Genomic DNA, 20,225 nt, shown 5'->3' with positions numbered 1-20,225 from the left:
ATAATTAAGTTGACAAAAGGTAAGTAGAAAGATAAGATAACACCTGTAATATGTTATCTGAAATTATTTTTAAGTTTACAAATAGGAGAAGTACACATGAATACAAAAAACTTAGTTTTCGTCGCTTTATTTAGTTCTATTATGGGAGTGCTAGGATTAATACCTCCAATTGCTCTTTCTATTACACCAGTTCCTATTACATTACAATCACTTGGAGTTATGCTTGCGGGTGGATTGTTAGGATCACGCCTTGGTGCACTGAGTCAGCTTATTTTCTTACTTATTGTAGGTGCTGGAGCGCCACTACTTGCTGGCGGGCGTGGAGGTCCAGGAGTATTTGTTGGTCCAAGTGCAGGATATTTACTTGGTTATATTGTTGGTGCATTTGTAATTGGTTATTTAATTGAGCGTTTACGTGAAGTTTCTATTATAAAAGTATTATGCATAAATATAATTGGTGGTATTTTCGTTGTTTATGTATTTGGTATTCTTGTACAAGCTTTCGTAATGGATATTTCCATATGGCAAACGATGAAAGTAAGTGTCGTGTTTTTACCAGGTGATTGCATAAAAGCGATTATAGCAGCAATTCTCGTGACAAAATTACATCGTTCATTGAAACATATTATTACGCCTGCTTTGAAAAATGGAAAATTTACAAATGCGGGATAAGAAAGAGGGGAAACACGTTAATCGCGTGTTTCTTTTTGTTATTTTGTAAAGAAAGGAAGTCTCATATGGGAATTACAGAAGAATACAAAAAATATGCTTCTTTACAACCGAATAAAATAGCGATTAAAGAAAATGATAGAGTTTTAACATATAAAGATTGGTTCGAGTCAGTTTGTAGAGTAGCAAATTGGTTGAATGAAAAAGAATCGAAGAATAAAACAGTTGCAATAGTTTTAGAAAATCGTATTGAATTTTTACAAATATTTGCCGGAGCAGCGATGGCAGGTTGGATTTGTGTACCGTTAGATATAAAGTGGAAACAGGGTGAGCTTGAGGAAAGAATAGCAATTAGTAACCCGGATATTATTGTGACGGAACAGTATAAGTTAAATGATATACCGGGGGAAGAAGAAAGAGTAGTTGAGATTGATGAATGGAAAGAAATGATAGAGAAATATCTTCCTGCATATCATCTTGTAGAAAATGTACAAAATGCTCCCTTTTATATGGGATTTACATCAGGATCAACAGGAAAAGCAAAAGCGTTTTTACGTGCGCAACAATCATGGGTCCATAGTTTTCATTGTAATGTACATGACTTTCATATGAAAAAGACAGATTCTATTTTAATAGCTGGAACACTTGTTCATTCTCTTTTCTTATATGGTGTAATAAGTGCATTGTATTTAGGTCAAACGGTACACGTTATGAGAAAGTTTATTCCAGATCAAGTGTTGTGCAAGTTAGAAACTGAGAATATTTCCGTAATGTATACAGTCCCGACAATGCTTGAGTCTTTGTATAAAGAAAATAAAGTAATTGAAAGTGAAATGAAAATTATTTCGTCAGGAGCGAAATGGGAAGCTGAAGCGAAAGAAAAAATAATGAATATGTTTCCTTATGCAAAAAGATATGAATTTTATGGTGCGTCTGAGCTAAGTTTTGTAACAGCATTGGTCGATGAAGAGAGTGAAAGAAGGCCGAATTCAGTAGGGAAACCTTGTCATAATGTACAAGTTCGAATAGGTAATGAAGCTGGAGAAGAAATACAGGTAGGCGAGGTAGGAACTGTTTATGTAAAAAGTGATCAGTTTTTTATGGGCTATGTATCGGATGGAGCTATAATCCCGCAATTGACCAAAGATGGTTGGATGACAGTGCATGATGTAGGCTATCAAGATGAGGAAGGTTTTATATATATAGTTGGTAGAGAAAAAAATATGATTCTATTTGGAGGAATTAATATTTACCCAGAGGAGATAGAAAGTGTGTTATATACGCATCCAGCTGTTGAAGAAATTGTTGTTGTTGGTATAAAAGATAGTTATTGGGGTGAAAAGCCTGTCGCAATAGTCAAAGGAAGTGCTACAAAGCAACAATTAAAGAGCTACTGCTTACAACGACTATCATCTTTTAAAATACCTAAAGAATGGTGTTTTGTAGATGAAATACCTTATACGAGTAGCGGGAAAGTAGCTCGCATTGCAGCAAAAAGTATATTCGAAAAACGGGAGAAAATATATGAATAGAGCGGTTATTGTAGAAGCGAAAAGGACGCCTATTGGCAAAAAGAATGGGATGTTCAAAGATTATGAAGTTCAGCAATTAGCTGCACCGCTTCTTACTTTTTTAAGTAAAGGGATTGAGAGTGAAATAGATGATGTCATATTAGGTAATGTCGTTGGACCAGGAGGTAATGTTGCAAGATTATCTGCATTAGAAGCTGGACTTGGTTATCATATACCTGGTGTAACGATTGACCGGCAATGTGGTGCTGGATTGGAATCAATTCGTACTGCGTGTCATCTTATCGGGGGTGGTGCCGGTAATTGCTATATTGCTGGAGGAGTAGAGAGTACAAGTACGTCACCTTTTCAAAATAGAGCGCGGTTTTCACCTGAAACAATTGGAGACCCTGATATGGGATTGGCGGCTGAGTATGTTGCAGAGCGGTATAACATAACAAAAGAAATGCAAGATGAATACGCTTGTCTTAGTTATAAACGGACGCTGCAAGCATTAGAAAAAGGATATTTACAAGAGGAAATATTATCTGGGGATTTTAATGGAATGTTGGACGAACCAATAAAGAGAGAAATGAATTATGAAAGAATAATTAAGAGAACAAAGCCTGTATTTTTACAAAATGGTACTGTGACGGCAGGAAATTCGTGTGGTGTAAATGATGGAGCATGTGCTGTTCTTGTAATGGAAGAACAGCAAGCTCGAAAATTAGGATATAAGCCTGTTCTTCGGTTCGTTCACAGTGCTGTAGTTGGAGTGGACCCGAATCTCCCAGGAACTGGTCCGATATTCGCAGTACAAAAACTACTCAGAGAAATGAATTTAGTAATAGAAGATATTGATTGTATTGAGATGAATGAAGCATTCGCTTCGAAAATTGTTGCTTGTGCAAAGGAATTACAAATTCCATATGAGAAGCTCAATATAAATGGTGGTGCAATTGCACTTGGTCATCCGTACGGTGCGTCTGGGGCTATGCTTGTAACACGCTTGTATTATCAGGCGCAAAGAGAACGTATGAAATATGGAATTGCGACATTAGGAATTGGGGGTGGAATTGGGCTTGCTCTATTATTTGAGAAAGTAGAAGACTAGCAAGGAACTAGTTTTCTACTTATTGAGGGACATATACATTACTGCCAGGTTTTGATTTTATTTCGTTCCAAGCAGCGATAGCATCAGCTTTTGATTTTCCTTTGTTGCATGGATCTTCGAAAAAAGCACGAGTAAAACGATTGTATTCAAACTGTGCACCGATGTTTGTTTTATATGCTGGGTCTTTTTTACGTTCGTTTTCTTCATACCAAAACGTTACAGCATCCTCATATGTTTTCCCTGCATTCTCTTTAAAAAACTTTTGAAGGGCTACTGTAAAGCGGAAGTTTACTCCAATTTTTTCTTTAAAAAAAGCACGGACATCTTCGCTACAGCGGTGGTTTTCAGTAATAATCGTTTGAAGAGAAAGATCTTTATAGGAGAGGGAGTTTTTACTCTTTTTTTGATTAGAACAATTCTTTAATATTTTACCTGTAGTCAAAAAGTGTGTAATACGTTCAGAAATCTCAGTTTTAGAGCCGTTTGAGGGTAAATCATGCTCACGACAAAATGTTTGCAGTTCTGCTTTTAACCAATAATAATTTTGAAAATCTTCGAGTGGTATAGCTTTTGTTAAAGGTGGACGCATGAATGTAACAACTTCTTTCTTCCATAATTTCCTTTAATTATAAAACGTATGTTCTTTTTGTGGAAGGGTTAATTTGTAAATTTAATAGGAGTAGGAGAGAGAGTATGACTAATTTAATGCAAGTTCGTGTTACGGGAATTTTAATTGAAGATGAAAAAGTATTATTAGTAAAACAAAAAGTCGCTAATCGGAATTGGTCTTTACCCGGAGGAAGAGTAGAGAATGGTGAAATGTTAGAAGAAGCGATGATTCGAGAAATGCGAGAAGAAACAGGATTAGAAACTAAGATTAAGAAATTACTTTACGTTTGTGATAAACCAGGTACTATACCATCTTTATTACATATTACATTTCTACTTGAAAGGGTTACAGGGGAACTTACGCTTCCTTCTAATGAATTTGATCACAATCCAATTCATGATGTACAAATGGTAGAGATAGAGAAACTAAGTAATTATGGTTTTTCAGGGGTTTTCATTAAACTTGTGTCTGAAGGATTTCTAAACGCAGGGAGTTATCAAGGATTAAAACAAAATATTGGTTTGTAAACATAAGAGGAGGCTGTTATTTTGGAACAGACTCCTCTTACTATATAAGTTGCGATTGTTGTTGTATTTTGTGGGTAAATCGGTATTTCTTATAGAATCGTTGATATATTAGAAAAATCGTTCATATAATTTCATTTACTGTATTACTATGTACGAAGCAGAAAAGAGAAAGGGATGTCATCCAGTTCAATGACATCCCTTTCATAAAATAATCTACACTGCAGATTGTAAAGAAGAAATAAGTTGATTTAAAAACTCATCTCCAGTCATAATTGCTTTCCCACCGCCACGGGCACTCTTTTTATTTCCTCCGCCTTTTCCTTCAATAGAAGGGAGGGCATCTTTTAAAAGTGTATTCATATCGAGTGTCACTGCCTTACCACAAGTAAGGATGCATTGTAGTTTTTCTTCGTTTTCAATGACGAAGTATGTAATTGCCTGTTCTTGTTGTTCTGTAATGATAGCAGACAGTTTTGCGATTTCTGGCATTGAGCGATCTGTAAATACTTTAGAGATAAGTGTTCCAGTATGTAGTTCTTCTGATTGTTGTAATAATTCATTTGCTTCTACAAATAATAGTTTTTCATTCATTGTTTGCATTGCTTTTTCGTTTTCTTTTTGAGAGGTAATAAGCTGGGCTACTTTTGTTGGAATATCAGTTTCGCTACTGTTCAATTGTTTAGAAACATCTTTAATAATTTGTTGGTGCTGCCTAATTAATTTAAGTGTGCGCCAACCAGCGATAAACGTTAAACGTATACCACCTTTGTTGCGCTCCCAGCTAAGTACTTGAATAGGGCCTACTTCACCTGTATGTTTCGGATGTGTTCCACCGCAACCGTTGTAGTCATAGTTTTCGATGATAACAACGCGTATATTTTCTATCATAGTTGGCTCTTTACGAAGGGGCAATTTTTGCGCTTCTTCTAAGGTCATCCATTCAATACGAATAGGGTGATTTTCAAAGACAATTTGATTAGCAATTTGTACTGCCTTTTCAATGGTCTCTGTAGAAAGGTTAGCCGTCTCTAAATCAATTGTCACTGTTTCTTTTCCAAGATGGAACCCAATTGTTGGTATGTTAAAATGATCCCAAAAAGCAGCAGATAAAATGTGCTGAGCTGTATGTTGTTGCATATGGTCAAAACGACGTTGCCAATCTATTTTCCCGTCTACTTCTTTTGTATGTAGTTGTTCTACTATGAAATGACGAATTTCTCCATCTACCTCTTCGACATTAGTTACCGGAATGTCATTTAAAGTTCCAGTGTCATGTGGTTGTCCGCCACCTGTTGGATAAAATGCAGTTTCATTTAGAACAACGTACAAGTTTCCTGCTGAATCAATATCTTGTTTTATAACTTTAGTTGTAAAGACTTGCTGATAAGCGTCGTTGTAATATAATTTTTGTTCCAATTTGTTTTCCCCTTTCGTGTTCACTAGTTTCATTGTAAAGCAATCGAAATAAGTTTCCTAATATTTCAGAAGAAAGAAACTATTTTTAGAATTTTCTTGCTATAATAAGGAAAAGAAAATGCGGGGGTGGAAAGAAATGCTGTATGATAACGGCGTAGATAAACTGCTTAGTTTAAACAGAAATATTTCTGAATTATATCGAGAATTAAATGAAATGACCCGGATTTTAACGGAATGTAATCGAGAAAGTGTGAAATTTGATCGGTTATATGTAAAAGAGTTACTTTGGAAAAAAGAAGATGTGATAGAGAAGTATGATCAATTACTTGTCCAGTTATGTATTAATGAATGCTTTGATTTAAAAAGTGTAATTACTGGCGAATATAAGTATACATATGAAGAAGTAGAAAGCATTGTATTAGAATTTAATGAAAAGTATAATGTTGTAATTTTAATTAAAGATGTTTGTAAAGAATTACAGTTTACATATGGAATTGATATGGACATAACGAGAACAGCTCGGGTGTAAACATCTCAAGTATAGAAAAAGGAAAAAGAAAGCAGATCCTTTGCTTTCTTTTTTTATGTAGAAAAAGGGAGAGTAGATCTAAAGATGAAGGGGAAGTTACAACAGATTCATCCGCTAGGCATGACAATAATTATAGGGACTTTATTTGCGAGATTCGCCACTTCAATGAGTATTCCTTTTTTAGCGATTTATTTAACAACCGTTAAAGACGTATCGGCTGGAATGACTGGTGCTATTATTGGAACGAGTGCACTTGTTGGAGTGTTTGCTAGTTTTATTGGGGGGAATTTATCGGACCGATTTGGCCGAAATATAATAATAATATGGTCCATGATTGTTTGGGTTTTTGTATTTATAGGATTTTCAGTTGCAGATCATGTTTTGAGTTTTTTTCTATTAAACGCTTTGAATGGATTGTGTCGTTCATTTTTTGAACCAACATCAAGAGCGTTATTATCAGATTTAACGAAACCAGAGTATCGTTTACTCGTTTATAACTTACGGTACGGTGCAATAAATGTTGGGGTAGCGATTGGTCCACTTGTTGGATTACAAATTGGAAGTGCCAAATCAACAATTCCGTTTTTAGTAGCCGCTGGAGTGTACATTCTATATACAGCGATATTAGCGTTGCAATTTAAGAAGTACCCACTTGAAAAGAAGAAAATAAATACAGAAAAACCCGTCACGATGTTAAATGCAATTCGTATTTTACGAAAAGACATAGTATTTTTAGTTGCGTTAGTCGGTATTATTTTGAGTAATTGTGGCTTTTCACATTTAACGACGACAGTATCTCAATACTTTGCAAACGCACATATATTTCAAGATGGAGTAAAGTTATTTTCATATATGCTAACTTTAAATGCGATTGTAGTAGTGGCCATTCAATACCCTGTTATTAAAATGTGTAAAAGGTATACGCCATTAGCGTCTATTATAGTCGGAACGTTGTTTGTGAGCGGGGGATTGTTTGGATTTGGAATAGTAGAATCCATACTAGGTGCTGCCATCTGTACAATTATTTTTACAGTTGGAGAAGTTCTAATGTTCTCAATGACAGATGTATTTATAGATGATATAGCTGTTTCAAATCTAAAGGGTACATATTTCGGAGCGATGGGCTTCTCTGGAATTGGCGGAGTAATTGGTCCTTGGTTTGGCGGGATACTCCTCGATTACTATGGATATCAAAATGGTTTTGTAGTATTTTTCATATTAGCCATATTTTCAACTGTAGCATTTCCAGTCCTTTTAGTTACAAAAGGTTTATTGAAAAAAAGATATATTAGAAATTCTAAAATAGAAATACATGCGAAATAACAGAAGCCCGAGCAAACTAAAAATTTGATCGGGCTTCTGTTTGTATTTATATCGATCCTTAATGCGAAAAAAAGACTTTCTTTTCATGCTCATTAGCAACTTCATTTTTGGAAATATGAATGGTTAAAAATCCATTTTCTAAACAGGCTAGCATCTTCTTGTAAATAATATTAGCAGGTAAGGGAATTATTCGCTGTAAAGAAGCATTGTTATGAAGTATGCAAATGTTTAGGCCTGTCTCCATCTTTTTTATGAGTACATTCTGTTCAGTTACATTTGGTACATCTGTTTCCAAAATGTATTCTTGTTCTGTTTCACAAAGGTCAATATGAATTTGATTTGGAAAACTAAAGTTACTATAAGAATCGGAACAAAATTGATCCATCCATTCTTCGAAACCATCAACATGAAAAAGACAATTCTTCTTTTTCTTGCCCATGTACGACACCCTCCGTAAAAGCTCAATTCATACTATGTTATGCATGAATGAAGTAGGGGTGAAGAATAAATGAAAAATATAAACAGTGTATGTGACAAATATAGCTAGTGTGAATGTTTTTTTACATATCATGATGTGCATGATTTTTTTGGCGTGAATGGTTACGGTTTTTTACTTTATGAGACCCGCTTAAAGGTTCAGGCTGCCCAGAAGAGTACCCTTTCTTCTCGTTTTGACGATTAGATTGATTATTGTTTTTACCCATTGTATTTTACACCCCCTCTTTTTATTTAGAATGAGAGAAGTTTGCGAATTTATACGAGAATGTTTTTAGAGAAAAGGGTAAAGATAAGTAGGACTAACTAATATAGAAAGGGGAAAGTATTATGCCATATCATAAAAATAAGCAACAAGCTTTTCAGGCCGCGCAGCAAGGATTTGTTCAAGCGGAAAATGTATTTAATAATATTGTGAAAAATGATCCGAATTACGGTCATGATTTAAAAGAACTACGCCAAGAAGTTCAGGAGGCGTACGAACAGATTCAAAATGCACTTGAAGTAGCATCAGAAACACAACGTCCACAACTTGAGGAATATGAAAGTAATCTCCAAAATATTATGCAGAATGTAGATCAATTAGAAAAGTAAAGGAAGGTTGTTGTGAATTCAACAACCCCATTACTCTTAGCGCTACTATGCTGAAACGAAAAATTTTTATTTTAATTTTTTCCTTAATGTGTGCAGTACATATATTTCAAGTGGACAAAGTGGAAGCGAAAATGTTGTTAAGGAAAGAGTTAGAACCGACTGGTTATGTAACATGGGAAGTACCTAATAATGAGAAAATCATTGCGATTACATTTGATGATGGACCGGATTCAACTTATACACCGCAAGTATTAGATTTATTACGTCAATATAAAGCGGAAGCGACTTTTTTTATGATTGGCTTTCGAGTTCAGCGTAATCCATACTTAGTAAAGCGAGTGCTAAAAGAGGGGCATGAAATCGGAAATCATACGATGAATCATTTGTATGCAAATAGTTCTTCAGATGAAAAGTTGAAAAATGACATTTTAGATGGAAAAAAATATTTTAAAGAATGGGTAAAAGAACCTTTATTGTTCCGTCCACCAGGTGGATATATTAATGACGCTGTATTTACAACAGCAAAAGAAGCTGGCTATCAAATTGTTTTATGGTCATGGCATCAAGATCCTCGTGATTGGGCAAACCCTGGTACAGAATCTATCGTGAATCATGTTGTGAAAAATGCTAAAAGCGGAGATATTGTACTGTTGCACGACGGGGGGAATGATCGTAGTCAAACAGTGGCGGCATTGGCAAAAATTTTACCAGAGCTCAAAAAGCAAGGATATCGATTTGTGAAGGTTTCGGAGCTATTACGTTATAAGCATTAAAAAAAATCCCAAAAGGTGAACCTTTTGGGATTTTTCGTTACTGATTCTTTTTTCGCTTCTTGTTATTTTGTCGCTGCGCAGCTGTTAAAGGCTCATTTGCAAATTCTTCGTTATAACCAGTTCCTTGTCCTTGCGCGGATGCTGCATTCATTCCTGAAATAGTATGATTTGCTTTTCGTTTACCCATTTTTTCTCACCTCTATAATGTTTTTATAGATGAAACATGAGTTGCTCATAACATATATGAACGTAAAGTAGAGTGCTTTACTTTACAATAATAGTATTTATAAGGAGCATGGACACTATTCAAATTTAGAAAGATAAAGAAAACTTATTATAATCTATAAGTTTCTTATTATTTACTTATTTAGAAAGTTGTAATAAGATATTATCGTAAGGTATTGAAAAGTTTGTCTACATTTTATATTCAGACAAATTAGTCACGTTTAACAGGGGGGAAACATAATGGTCAAACATAATCCATTTCAATCACGTGCAACTTTTGAATTAGATGGAAAGACGTATCATTATTATCAATTGAAAGCGCTTGAAAATGCAGGGGTTGGCAACGTATCTCAATTACCATATTCCGTTAAAGTTTTACTTGAATCTGTACTTCGTCAAGTAGATGGACGCGTAATTACAGAAGAGCATGTTACAAATTTAGCGAAATGGGGAACGAAAGATGTTCAAGATATTGATGTTCCATTTAAACCATCTCGTGTAATCTTACAAGACTTCACAGGTGTTCCAGCTGTTGTAGATTTGGCTTCGCTTCGTAAAGCAATGGCAGACATGGGCGGGGATCCTGATAAAATTAATCCTGAAATTACTGTAGACCTTGTAATTGACCACTCTGTACAGGTTGATAGAGCGGGTACGGCAGACTCACTTGCATTCAACATGGACTTAGAGTTTAAACGTAATGAAGAACGTTATAAATTTTTAAGCTGGGCACAAAAATCATTTGATAACTACCGTGCAGTTCCACCAGCAACAGGTATTGTACACCAAGTAAATCTTGAATATTTAGCACCGGTTGTTCATGCGGTGAAAAATGCTGAAGGTGACTTAGTTGCATACCCAGATTCATTAGTTGGAACAGACTCACATACAACAATGATTAATGGTATCGGTGTTCTTGGATGGGGCGTTGGTGGTATTGAAGCAGAAGCAGGAATGCTTGGACAGCCTTCATATTTCCCAGTACCTGAAGTAATCGGTGTGAAATTAACTGGTACACTTCCAAGTGGTACAACAGCAACTGACGTTGCATTAAAAGTAACACAAGTGCTACGTCAAAAAGGTGTAGTTGGTAAATTTGTTGAGTTCTTCGGTAATGGACTAAAGAGCATGCCTTTAGCTGACCGTGCAACAATTTCAAATATGGCACCAGAATACGGTGCAACTTGTGGATTCTTCCCAATCGACGACATTTCATTAGAATACTTACGTTTAACAGGTAGAGATGAAGAGCAAATTCGCGTTGTTGAAGAATATTGTAAAGCAAATGGCTTATTCTATACAGCGGACAGTAAAGATCCAATCTACACTGATCTTGTTGAAATTGATTTAAATACAATTGAATCTAACCTTTCTGGGCCGAAACGTCCGCAAGATTTAATCCCGCTTTCAAATATGAAAGAGGAGTTCCATAGAGCTGTTGTAGCACCAGTTGGAACACAAGGACTTGGATTCAATGAGCAAGAGTTTGATAAAGAAGTGAAAGTTACATTAAAAGATCAAGAAGTAACGATGAAAACAGGCGGAATTGCAATTGCTGCGATTACAAGCTGTACAAATACGTCAAATCCATACGTATTAATTGGAGCAGGTTTAGTTGCGAAGAAAGCAATTGAAAAAGGACTTAAAGTACCTGGTTACGTAAAAACATCGTTAGCACCAGGGTCTAAAGTTGTTACAGAGTACTTAGATAAGTCTGGTTTAACAACGTATTTAGATCAATTAGGTTTCCAAACAGTTGGTTACGGCTGTACGACTTGTATCGGTAACTCTGGTCCATTAGCAGAGGAATTAGAAGAAGCGATCGCAGCAAACGACTTATTGGTAACATCTGTTTTATCTGGTAACCGTAACTTTGAAGGTCGTATTCATCCACTTGTAAAGGCAAACTACTTAGCGTCACCACCACTTGTTGTGGCATATGCACTTGCAGGTACTGTTGATATTGATCTGAAAAATGATGCAATCGGTAAAGATGCAAATGGCAACTCTATTTACTTCAATGATATTTGGCCATCAGCTAAAGAAATTGAAGATGTAGTTCAAAGTGTTGTTACATCTGAATTGTTCAAAAAAGAATATGCGCAAGTATTTAACAGCAATGAGCGTTGGAATGAAATCCAAACTTCAAATGAAGCTTTATATACTTGGGATAATGATTCAACATACATTCAAAACCCACCGTTCTTTGAAGGATTATCTAAAGAGCCAGGTGAAGTTGAAACGTTATCAGGTTTACGCGTAGTTGGTAAATTTGGTGATTCTGTAACGACAGACCACATTTCACCAGCAGGTTCAATTGGTAAGCATACGCCAGCAGGACGCTATTTATTAGAAAACGGCGTACAACCAGTTGACTTTAACTCTTACGGTTCTCGTCGTGGTAACCATGAAGTTATGATGCGTGGTACATTCGCAAATATCCGTATTAAAAACCAAATCGCACCAGGAACAGAAGGCGGATATACAACATATTGGCCAACTGGTGAAGTAACATCTATCTATGATGCTGCTATGAAATACAAAGAAGATGGCACAGGCCTTCTAGTTGTTGCTGGTAAAGATTACGGTATGGGAAGTTCTCGTGACTGGGCTGCGAAAGGTACAAACTTATTAGGTATTAAAGCAGTAATCGCAGAAAGCTTCGAGCGTATTCACCGCAGTAACTTAGTGTTAATGGGCGTATTACCATTACAATTTAAAGATGGCGAAAGCGCTGAAACATTAGGTCTTGTTGGTAACGAGTCATTTGAAATTCAAATTGACAAAACAGTTAGACCACGCGATCTTGTAAAAGTAGTTGCAATCGATGCAGAAGGCAATGAAAAACAATTCGAAGTAGTAGCTCGTTTCGATAGTGAAGTTGAAATTGACTATTACCGTCACGGTGGTATTTTACAAATGGTTCTTCGTGAGAAAATCGAAGAGTCTAAAGTATCGAACTAAATAATTGTAATGAATGATAAGGAAGCTGACATATGTTAGCTTCCTTACTTTATGTACAGAGGAAAGGGATGAAACCATTTGGTTTCATCCCTTTCCTTTTTTTATGCAAATTTGGAGGAATGATGATGAATGAGTATAGAAAAATTGTGTTGCCGCTGTTGCAAGAAAAGCTGTTGTTAATTACTGCGATATGTAGTGGGATGATAGCTGCTATTTTAAATTTATCTAGACCTCTTTTAATGGGGTTAATTGTAGATAACCTTATTCAGCGAGAGTTAGAATGGGCGTATATGTACATTGCATTATTTGCAGGTAGTTGGTTTTTGATGTGGACGAATACACTTTTGTTTGGTTATATAAGTACAAAAGCGAGTCAACGTATATTACGAGAGAAGCGTATAGATTTATTACGTCACTTTTTGTCATTACCATTTGAAGAAAGTGAGAAGGTAAAACAAGGAGAATTAGAAACATTAGTCATTTCTGATATTCCGAGTTGGGTAAGGTTATATGGATCTATATTAATTGAATACATTCATGCAATCGCGCAATTTATTGGGGCATTAATAGCGCTTCAGCATATCGATATACAGTTTATATGGTGGGTTACTCCGTTTTTATTTTTAAGTACGATTGTTCCGATAGTTACGACGAAAAAGGTGAGAAATGTAGCGAGTATTGCTCAAAAAAATCATTCAAGTGTTGTAGAGATGATGTCACAGTTTGTAAGGGGTATACAAGATTTGCGTAGTTTACAAAAAGAGAGCTGGGCAATTGGCTTATTTAAAGGAGTGACAACAAAGTCTTATAAAACGGAAGTAAAAAAGACTATGATACAACATTGTATTGGGATAGTAGGAACGGTAATAGAAACAGGAGCATATATAGTTGTTCTTATTATAGGAGCACAAAAAATAATGAAAGGGGATATGGAAGTTGGATCACTCGTTGCGATATTAGCTACAATTGAGACGTTATTTTTCCCTGTTCGTTATGCGAGTGATTTATTAATGATGACACAAGTTGCTGTTGCATCGGCAAATCGAGTTTTTTGCTTTTTAGATATACGAGCTGAAGATAGAAATGTAGAAAGAGCGATGGGAATGAAGTTGAAAAATGTTTCATTTCAAGAGAACGGTGAGGAGAAGTATAGAATTAAAAATATTGATTTGCAAATTTCTCCTGGTGAACTTGTTATCATTGTGGGAGAAAGTGGTGCTGGAAAAACAACCTTATTAAAGTTATTAACAGGATTATATAAGCCTTCAAGTGGTATGGTTGCTTATTACGGTAAGAAAGCTCGTATGACTACTGTATGGCAGGAACCAAGTTTTTTTCGGGCGACAGTAAAAGAGAATATACATTTTCAAGAAGATATTATAGAAAAACAGTTTAAAAAAAGTATCGAGCTTGTAAATATGAAGACAATCTTAAAAAACTTATCAGAAGGAATCCATACTGTACTGCACAAAAGTGGAGAAGAGTTTTCGGGAGGAGAAAGAAAGCGTCTTGCGTTACTGCGAGCGATTGTAACAGAGCCGAATATTGTTATTTTAGATGAACCGACTGCTGGATTGGATCCAGGTAATCAACAAGCTGTTTGGAATATGATTGAAGGGTTGGGAGAAAACGTAACGAAAATTGTGACGACACATGATGTAGAAAGGGCGATGATAGCTGATCGGGTTATTGTAATGAAGAATGGAGTTATTGTGGAATGTGGGAATCCTAGAGAATTATTAAATTGCAACTCATTGTTCAAAGAGATGCAAACAAAAAGATAAGAGCTGCGTAGCGCTCTTATCTTTATTCAGTCTTATTAAGTTGATACGTATAAGACTCAGGATCGCTAGTACTAAATTCTTTGACTAAAGTAAGTTGATTTGTATCTGGGTTATATTTGAAAATTTTGACCGTATGTTCGCTACTTAGTGATGGATTATATTCTTGAATAGCAAATGTATTTTCAGCAATCTGTGTCATATTACTGGTGGAAGCACTTTCTGTGGAATCATGATTTGTAGAAATTTCAACGACCCTTCCACCGTTGAAAAATAAAAGAACGATTACTAAAATAACTAAGCATATTCGTATATAGCGAAGTTCTTTACTAATAGGGTGTTCTCCCAAAAAAATCATCCTTTCTGTAACTATTGTGTAGTAGTGGTGATAGTCATTGTGAAGAAACTAAGAATACCGAGGCCTGCTAAAAGGATAAATGAGATTAAAGCGATATAGAGACAAATACGTCCAACTTTCTTTTTTTCAGGATCTTTACTGAAGAGCGAGATAATCCAAGTGATAATTCCGATTGGGGAAAATATAAAACTAAGAATATATAATAGTATTTTTTCGAATAAATTCATAAAAATACCTCCCTTTTTGAAAGTTCTATATGTGCAGTTTTCTTCGTATTAGCGCTGCTGTTATATAGGAAAGTACAGAATAAACAGCACCATAAACAATCCAAGCATCTAAGTTTTGTAAAGCTAGGTATATATCAAATCCAGAGACGATAATAAAAAATGTAAGTGGAACAGTAAAAGAAATAATAATAGCAGCCCATTTGAATTTGTATAGTAAGCAACTAAAAAAAATACATAGTAAGGGTAAAGTGAAGAAAACAAAAGTAAATGGGTTGATAAGTAGTTGTAAAATACATATCACCTCGCAGGTTTTGTATGTATTTCTAATTATATGATAAAAAGGAAAATGTTTTATCTCCGCTATGAATATTCTAACTATTTCGAATGTGAATATTTCCAAGCTTGTCCGTATAAGCTAAAATAAGGTATATAGTATTGAGGTAATTATGTTACAAGAAGATAAACACGTAAGGGTGATATAATATGTGGCGGAAACTTACCATTATTGTAGTGTTACTTTGTTTAGCGGGATATGCAGCGTATGAACAGTTTGGTAAAAAGGATCAGGCAGTACAAGGGAAGCAAGAAAAAAGTGAAGCTGCTATGAAAGAGATTATCGCAAGGAACGGTATTGAAATTGGAAAGAGCGCACCAGATTTTGAATTAACAAAGATAGATGGAACGAATACAAAATTATCCGATTTAAAAGGGAAGAAAGTTATTTTAAACTTTTGGGCAACGTGGTGTGGGCCATGTCAGCAAGAAATGCCTGATATGGAGGCCTTTTATAAAGAGCATAAAGAAAACGTAGAAATTTTAGCTATAAATTATACTCCTTCAGAAAAAGGTGGGGGAGAAGAGAAGGTAAGCAATTTTGCTAAGGAAAAAGGAATTACTTTTCCTATTTTATTGGACAAGAACATTGATGTGACGACAGCGTATAAAGTAATTACAATCCCAACGTCTTATTTTATAGATACAAAAGGTGTCATCCAAGATAAGTTTATCGGACCGATGACACAAAAAGAGATGGAAAAACGGATTGCGAAATTGAAATAATAAGTAAAAAGGCAGAGATGGATATTGGCCATTTCTGCCTTTTCTTTTTCATAGAGTGAGGACTTCGTGATATGATAAAAGAAAGATAACCGTTAATAACAGATGAGGGAGTGTATGGATTGGGGAATGTATCCTTACCATTAGATTATGTTGTAATTGATTTTGAAACGACAGGGTTTAATCCCTATAATGATAAAATTATCCAAGTAGCAGCTGTGAAGTACCGTAATCATGAACTGATTGATCAATTTGTATCGTATGTGAATCCAGAGCGTCCAATTCCAAACCGAATTACGAGTTTAACAGGTATTACAAATTATCGTGTTTCAGACGCACCAACAATTGAAGAAGTATTACCTTTATTTTTAGCATTTCTAGATACAAATATTATTGTGGCACATAATGCTTCTTTTGATATGCGTTTTTTAAAGAGTAATGTAAATATGCTTGGACTACCTGAGCCTAAAAATAACGTTATTGATACTGTCTTTTTAGCGAAAAAATATATGAAGCATGCGCCTAATCATAAACTGGAAACGTTAAAACGAATGCTTGGAATTCGCTTAAGTTCTCATAATGCATTTGACGATTGTATTACATGTGCAGCTGTTTATCAAAGATGTGCATCAGTTGAAGAAGAAGGAAAGAGAAAAGCAAAGAAAGAAGTACTGGATGACACAGCGGTATTTGAAGCGGTAAAAGAAATACTTGTGCGAAATAAACGTGATATTGAATGGATTCGTTGTATGAATGTCGGGAGTTATTTAGATATAAAGGCTTTTTATCCAATTATAAGGTTAAAGGTAAAAGGGCGAAAGAAATATGTGTTAACAGAAAAAATGGAAGACGATGTAAGAGGAATTTGTACGAGCTTAACATGTGAGGCAGCATTGAAAAGTGAGATTGGCAACACGAGAATTATGATTGACAGTGTAGAGGACATTTTGAAGTTAGAGAGCTACATTGTAGAAGAATACGATTCGGTATTACGAGCGCTGGATGAATATAGAGCAAATAAAGTAAATGCAGATGAAGAAATTAAAAAGTATTTAAATATGATGGTGTAAAAAATCCCATGCGTAAAATATGCGCATGGGATTTTTTATCAAAACATAAAATTTTCTTATAAATCTGATTAAAGAGTTTTTCATTTGCTCATACTATGTAGTAAGAAAGCGAAGGAGAAAGGGTGAGCAACATGAGAAGAAGTCGCCGCAAGTCGTTTGAAGAACTTGTAAATGAAAATAAACAACAATTATTAAGCGATCGTGATGCAATCGATCGAATTGAAGAGCGAATTGAAAAACGTTATGAAATGAAACTTTTTAAGCAGGCTGAATAATTCTTAACACTAGTACGATACTAGTATTAAGGAGGCGATAGTAATGGGTAATCCGAAAAAGAATTCAAAAGACTTTGCACCAAATCAAATTGGAACACAATCGAAAAAAGCTGGTGGCAATAAAGGGAAGCAAATGCAAGACCAAACTGGCAAACAACCGATTGTAGATAACGGTTAAAGAAAAGGAGAATGTTGCATTCTCCTTTTTATGTATAAATTTAAAGGAGTATAGGTAATTTAAGATAGTATATATAATTAGGAGGGAATAACATGCCGAATCCAGACAATCGAAGTGACAACGCTGAAAAATTACAAGAAATGGTACAAAATACGATTGATAATTTTAATGAAGCAAAAGAAACAGCTGAGCTTTCTAATGAAAAAGATCGTGCTGCTATTGAAGCGAAAAATCAAAGACGTTTAGAAAGTATTGATTCATTTAAAAGTGAAATAAAAGATGAATCTTAACAGAATGTACAAAAAAAGGGGCTGACGGAAGTCAGCCCTTTTTCGTGATTGTAAAGTTTTCAACGAGTAAACGCCAATTTTGTGGGAATGGTAGACCAATTTTCCAATAGCTAATGCCGCCTATACCTTGCTCTTTCATTAAATTAAATTTACTTTGTACGGACCGTGAATCTTCAAACCATACTTCGTGTTGTACGCCGTTTTCGTCAAAGTAATTAAAATGGGGAGCTTGAGCTGTGAAATCATAGCGGATAGGAACATTGTATTTACGAGCTAGTGCAACAGCTGCGACAGAGCTAACTGCTTTTGCTGGTGGATTCCCTTGTTTGAACGGTAGTTTCCAATCGAAACCGTATAAATTTTGCCCCATCATAATTTTTTGTGGAGGCATTTGAGATTTTGCATATTGAAGTACTTCTTTTACAGGACCAATAGGAGAAATTGCCATCGGTGGCCCACCTTGCCAACCCCAGTCGTATGTCATAATAACGACGAAATCAACAATTTGCCCTTGTGCTTTATAATCATGGGCTGCAAAAAATTTTCCTTTTTGAGTGGAGCTTGTTTTTGGTACGAGAGTTGTACTTAATGTGTACCCGTTCGGTAAGCGTGTTTTCACATTTCGTAAAAAACGATTATATGCTTCACGATCTTCGGGCGCCACATTCTCGAAATCAAAATGAATGTCTCGCATGCCATATTTTTCAGCTGTTTGCAAAATGTTTGTAATAAATTTATTTTGGATGGTTGCGTCGCGTAAAAGAACAGATGCCAGATCGGCACTGAAATTTCCATTTTCGATATTTGTAATAACGAGCATAGGGATGGTTTTACCTTGCGTTGCAAGGTTAGCGATTTTAGCTGTTTCGGTTGGTTCTTTTAAAGTACCGTTTCTTTTTGCTTCAAAACTAAAGTAGGCTAAATAGGTTAAAAATGGGTTGATAGCACGTGTAGCACTTACTAAACTTTCTTTTATTGGAATTGTTGAAGGTTGTAAATAAGCGATGGATTCTGCTGCTCTTTTTGTCCCTTTTGGTATATATAATTGTTGTCCGACATGGAGAATAGATTTTAATGAAAGGTTATTAACTTTAGCTAAACTAGCGAGAGGAACGTTATATGTTTGAGAAATTCGATGCAGGCTGTCACCAGGCTGTACATAATAATTATTGCCTTTCGTATTAACGATAAGTGCCTGACCAACAACGAGTGTTTCGGCTGGATTTAGACCATTGTCTTTTACAATCTCTTCAGGTGTAGATCCATATTTTGAAGCTAAACTATATACACTATCACCGCTACGAACAGTTACAATTTGAATCATGTGCTTGCCCCTTTCAATAAAAGATTCACTGTTTTTATTTTATTTTTGATTCCACTGTATTATGATTAAATGTATGCAAGGTAGCAGAAGTGAAAGAAGGCGAATAGAAATGTTTGTAGCAGAACATGAAATTGAAATCCGCTATGCGGAAACAGACCAAATGGGTGTTGTTTACCATTCAAACTATTTAGTGTGGCTGGAACTTGGACGCACGAAACTTATACAAGAATTAGGATTTTCATATGTTGAAATGGAGAAAGAGGGAGTTATCTCTCCTGTATTAGACTTGCAAATCTCATACCGTAAAGCGATGCGTTATGGAGAAAAGGCCATTGTGAAAACATGGATTGATACTGTGAGTCCACTTCGTGTTGTATATGGATATGAAATTTATAACGGCGATGGTGAGCTTTGTATTACGGCAAGTACAACGAATATTTGTGCGAAAAAAGAAGGTTTTCGCCCTGTATCATTTAAAAAATTATATCCTGAGTGGTATGCGAAATATGAGGAAATTAAAAAGAAATAAAAAAGCGTGGCAGTAGCCACGCTTTTTTATTTTTCATAATTAAATTGAGGGAAATCATCACCGTCATTAAGTGTAACTAATAAATTATGTCCATCGAAGAACCATTCGTCATCGCCTTCAATAAAGAAATTAATACCTTCTTCTTGAATTTGAACAGCAGGATGTGCAGGGTCATCTTTACGAATTCCTAAAGAAAGTCCTTTTTGCACAGTACTGCAACCACCGTATTGTACGAAAAAGCGTAGTGTTTCACCTGATTGTAAGTTTAATTCGTCTTTATACCATTGTGCTGCTTCTTTTGTTACGGAAAGATTCATGTATAGTTCCTCCAAATTATATTGCTTTTTCTTAAGTATAAAAAATAACGCAAAAAGACGCTATTAATATGCT

25 protein-coding genes are annotated in these 20,225 nt (G+C 35.3%); 16 read left to right on the top strand and 9 right to left on the bottom strand.

Going from position 1 to position 20,225, the window contains the following annotated elements:
- The first annotated feature begins 96 nt into the window (after positions 1 to 96).
- The 3 genes from MR109_RS00885 (at position 97) to MR109_RS00875 (ending at position 3,291) form a co-directional block, all read left to right on the top strand.
- Positions 97 to 672: a biotin transporter BioY gene (locus MR109_RS00885; protein WP_071718094.1), complete on the top strand. Its 576-nt coding sequence runs from the start codon at positions 97 to 99 to the stop codon at positions 670 to 672.
- Positions 673 to 737: 65 nt separating this feature from the next.
- Positions 738 to 2,201 carry an acyl-CoA synthetase gene (locus MR109_RS00880; protein ID WP_242270605.1) on the top strand — a complete coding sequence of 488 codons (1,464 nt, stop codon included), beginning with the start codon at positions 738 to 740 and terminating at the stop codon, positions 2,199 to 2,201.
- Complete coding sequence (locus MR109_RS00875; RefSeq protein ID WP_242270604.1) at positions 2,194 to 3,291, top strand: acetyl-CoA C-acyltransferase; 1,098 nt, start codon at positions 2,194 to 2,196, stop codon at positions 3,289 to 3,291. The genes MR109_RS00880 and MR109_RS00875 overlap by 8 nt, the downstream gene beginning before the upstream one ends.
- 19 nt (positions 3,292 to 3,310) lie before the next feature.
- On the opposite strand, the gene MR109_RS00870 is transcribed toward MR109_RS00875, so the two are convergent.
- Positions 3,311 to 3,880 carry a DUF6434 domain-containing protein gene (locus MR109_RS00870; protein ID WP_242270603.1) on the bottom strand — a complete coding sequence of 190 codons (570 nt, stop codon included), beginning with the start codon at positions 3,878 to 3,880 and terminating at the stop codon, positions 3,311 to 3,313.
- Positions 3,881 to 3,984: 104 nt separating this feature from the next.
- Here MR109_RS00870 and MR109_RS00865 point away from each other — a divergent pair, with 104 nt between their 5' ends.
- Positions 3,985 to 4,428, top strand: a complete 444-nt coding sequence (locus MR109_RS00865; protein WP_002172902.1) for an NUDIX hydrolase — start codon at positions 3,985 to 3,987, stop codon at positions 4,426 to 4,428.
- A gap of 213 nt (positions 4,429 to 4,641) precedes the next feature.
- On the opposite strand, the gene MR109_RS00860 is transcribed toward MR109_RS00865, so the two are convergent.
- Entirely contained in the window at positions 4,642 to 5,844 is a 1,203-nt protein-coding gene (locus MR109_RS00860) for an alanyl-tRNA editing protein (RefSeq protein ID WP_242270602.1), read from the bottom strand.
- A 136-nt stretch (positions 5,845 to 5,980) separates the two neighbouring features.
- Here MR109_RS00860 and MR109_RS00855 point away from each other — a divergent pair, with 136 nt between their 5' ends.
- The gene (locus tag MR109_RS00855; protein WP_002172900.1) at positions 5,981 to 6,373 is read left to right on the top strand and encodes a hypothetical protein; all 393 of its coding nucleotides are present in this window, start codon (positions 5,981 to 5,983) and stop codon (positions 6,371 to 6,373) included.
- Positions 6,374 to 6,457: 84 nt separating this feature from the next.
- A complete protein-coding gene (locus MR109_RS00850) occupies positions 6,458 to 7,696 on the top strand; it encodes an MDR family MFS transporter (RefSeq protein WP_242270601.1) in 1,239 nt (412 codons plus the stop codon).
- A gap of 58 nt (positions 7,697 to 7,754) precedes the next feature.
- On the opposite strand, the gene MR109_RS00845 is transcribed toward MR109_RS00850, so the two are convergent.
- Both MR109_RS00845 and MR109_RS00840 read right to left on the bottom strand, forming a co-directional pair.
- A complete protein-coding gene (locus tag MR109_RS00845; protein ID WP_048371391.1) occupies positions 7,755 to 8,135 on the bottom strand; it encodes an Hsp20/alpha crystallin family protein in 381 nt (126 codons plus the stop codon).
- A 121-nt stretch (positions 8,136 to 8,256) separates the two neighbouring features.
- Positions 8,257 to 8,400, bottom strand: a complete 144-nt coding sequence (locus tag MR109_RS00840) for a small acid-soluble spore protein P (RefSeq protein ID WP_002172897.1) — start codon at positions 8,398 to 8,400, stop codon at positions 8,257 to 8,259.
- Between the two features lie 121 nt (positions 8,401 to 8,521).
- Between MR109_RS00840 and MR109_RS00835 the strand changes: the two genes are divergently transcribed.
- Positions 8,522 to 8,785, top strand: coding sequence for a hypothetical protein (locus MR109_RS00835; protein WP_025148068.1), 264 nt, complete (start codon positions 8,522 to 8,524; stop codon positions 8,783 to 8,785).
- Between the two features lie 47 nt (positions 8,786 to 8,832).
- Positions 8,833 to 9,558 carry a polysaccharide deacetylase family sporulation protein PdaB gene (gene pdaB, locus MR109_RS00830; RefSeq protein ID WP_242270600.1) on the top strand — a complete coding sequence of 242 codons (726 nt, stop codon included), beginning with the start codon at positions 8,833 to 8,835 and terminating at the stop codon, positions 9,556 to 9,558.
- A gap of 37 nt (positions 9,559 to 9,595) precedes the next feature.
- Here pdaB and sspO read toward each other — a convergent pair whose 3' ends face one another.
- Positions 9,596 to 9,745, bottom strand: a complete 150-nt coding sequence (gene sspO / locus MR109_RS00825; RefSeq protein WP_025148070.1) for a small acid-soluble spore protein O — start codon at positions 9,743 to 9,745, stop codon at positions 9,596 to 9,598.
- Between the two features lie 278 nt (positions 9,746 to 10,023).
- On the opposite strand from sspO, the gene acnA reads away from it, so the two are divergent.
- Positions 10,024 to 12,747: an aconitate hydratase AcnA gene (acnA, locus tag MR109_RS00820; RefSeq protein WP_242270599.1), complete on the top strand. Its 2,724-nt coding sequence runs from the start codon at positions 10,024 to 10,026 to the stop codon at positions 12,745 to 12,747.
- A gap of 68 nt (positions 12,748 to 12,815) precedes the next feature.
- Complete coding sequence (locus MR109_RS00815; protein WP_242271213.1) at positions 12,816 to 14,531, top strand: ABC transporter ATP-binding protein; 1,716 nt, start codon at positions 12,816 to 12,818, stop codon at positions 14,529 to 14,531.
- A gap of 22 nt (positions 14,532 to 14,553) precedes the next feature.
- On the opposite strand, the gene MR109_RS00810 is transcribed toward MR109_RS00815, so the two are convergent.
- The gene (locus MR109_RS00810; RefSeq protein ID WP_242270591.1) at positions 14,554 to 14,886 is read right to left on the bottom strand and encodes a YmzC family protein; all 333 of its coding nucleotides are present in this window, start codon (positions 14,884 to 14,886) and stop codon (positions 14,554 to 14,556) included.
- Between the two features lie 11 nt (positions 14,887 to 14,897).
- A complete protein-coding gene (locus tag MR109_RS00805) occupies positions 14,898 to 15,113 on the bottom strand; it encodes a hypothetical protein (protein ID WP_025148074.1) in 216 nt (71 codons plus the stop codon).
- 483 nt (positions 15,114 to 15,596) lie between these two features.
- Here MR109_RS00805 and MR109_RS00800 point away from each other — a divergent pair, with 483 nt between their 5' ends.
- From MR109_RS00800 to tlp, 5 genes are all read left to right on the top strand, one after another.
- Positions 15,597 to 16,172 carry a TlpA family protein disulfide reductase gene (locus MR109_RS00800; protein ID WP_242270589.1) on the top strand — a complete coding sequence of 192 codons (576 nt, stop codon included), beginning with the start codon at positions 15,597 to 15,599 and terminating at the stop codon, positions 16,170 to 16,172.
- 119 nt (positions 16,173 to 16,291) lie between these two features.
- On the top strand, positions 16,292 to 17,239 hold the full coding sequence (locus MR109_RS00795) for a 3'-5' exonuclease (RefSeq protein WP_242270586.1): 948 nt from the start codon (positions 16,292 to 16,294) through the stop codon (positions 17,237 to 17,239).
- Between the two features lie 131 nt (positions 17,240 to 17,370).
- Positions 17,371 to 17,514 carry an FbpB family small basic protein gene (locus MR109_RS00790; RefSeq protein ID WP_001254699.1) on the top strand — a complete coding sequence of 48 codons (144 nt, stop codon included), beginning with the start codon at positions 17,371 to 17,373 and terminating at the stop codon, positions 17,512 to 17,514.
- A 43-nt stretch (positions 17,515 to 17,557) separates the two neighbouring features.
- A complete protein-coding gene (gene sspN / locus MR109_RS00785) occupies positions 17,558 to 17,692 on the top strand; it encodes an acid-soluble spore protein SspN (RefSeq protein ID WP_000527988.1) in 135 nt (44 codons plus the stop codon).
- A gap of 92 nt (positions 17,693 to 17,784) precedes the next feature.
- The gene (tlp, locus tag MR109_RS00780) at positions 17,785 to 17,982 is read left to right on the top strand and encodes a small acid-soluble spore protein Tlp (RefSeq protein WP_025148077.1); all 198 of its coding nucleotides are present in this window, start codon (positions 17,785 to 17,787) and stop codon (positions 17,980 to 17,982) included.
- 31 nt (positions 17,983 to 18,013) lie between these two features.
- Here tlp and MR109_RS00775 read toward each other — a convergent pair whose 3' ends face one another.
- Positions 18,014 to 19,306 (bottom strand): glycoside hydrolase family 18 protein, encoded by a 1,293-nt coding sequence (locus MR109_RS00775; protein WP_242270584.1) that lies wholly within the window; start codon positions 19,304 to 19,306, stop codon positions 18,014 to 18,016.
- A gap of 109 nt (positions 19,307 to 19,415) precedes the next feature.
- Between MR109_RS00775 and MR109_RS00770 the strand changes: the two genes are divergently transcribed.
- On the top strand, positions 19,416 to 19,835 hold the full coding sequence (locus tag MR109_RS00770; RefSeq protein WP_002172886.1) for an acyl-CoA thioesterase: 420 nt from the start codon (positions 19,416 to 19,418) through the stop codon (positions 19,833 to 19,835).
- Between the two features lie 26 nt (positions 19,836 to 19,861).
- Here MR109_RS00770 and MR109_RS00765 read toward each other — a convergent pair whose 3' ends face one another.
- The gene (locus MR109_RS00765) at positions 19,862 to 20,152 is read right to left on the bottom strand and encodes a HesB/YadR/YfhF family protein (RefSeq protein WP_025148079.1); all 291 of its coding nucleotides are present in this window, start codon (positions 20,150 to 20,152) and stop codon (positions 19,862 to 19,864) included.
- Positions 20,153 to 20,225: the final 73 nt, after the last annotated feature.

Source organism: Bacillus cereus group sp. BfR-BA-01310 (genome assembly GCF_022664325.1).
GTDB classification, from domain to species: domain Bacteria; phylum Bacillota; class Bacilli; order Bacillales; family Bacillaceae_G; genus Bacillus_A; species Bacillus_A paramycoides.
The sequence above is the reverse complement of the archived record's forward strand: the minus strand, read 5'-3'. Positions and strand labels throughout refer to the sequence as shown.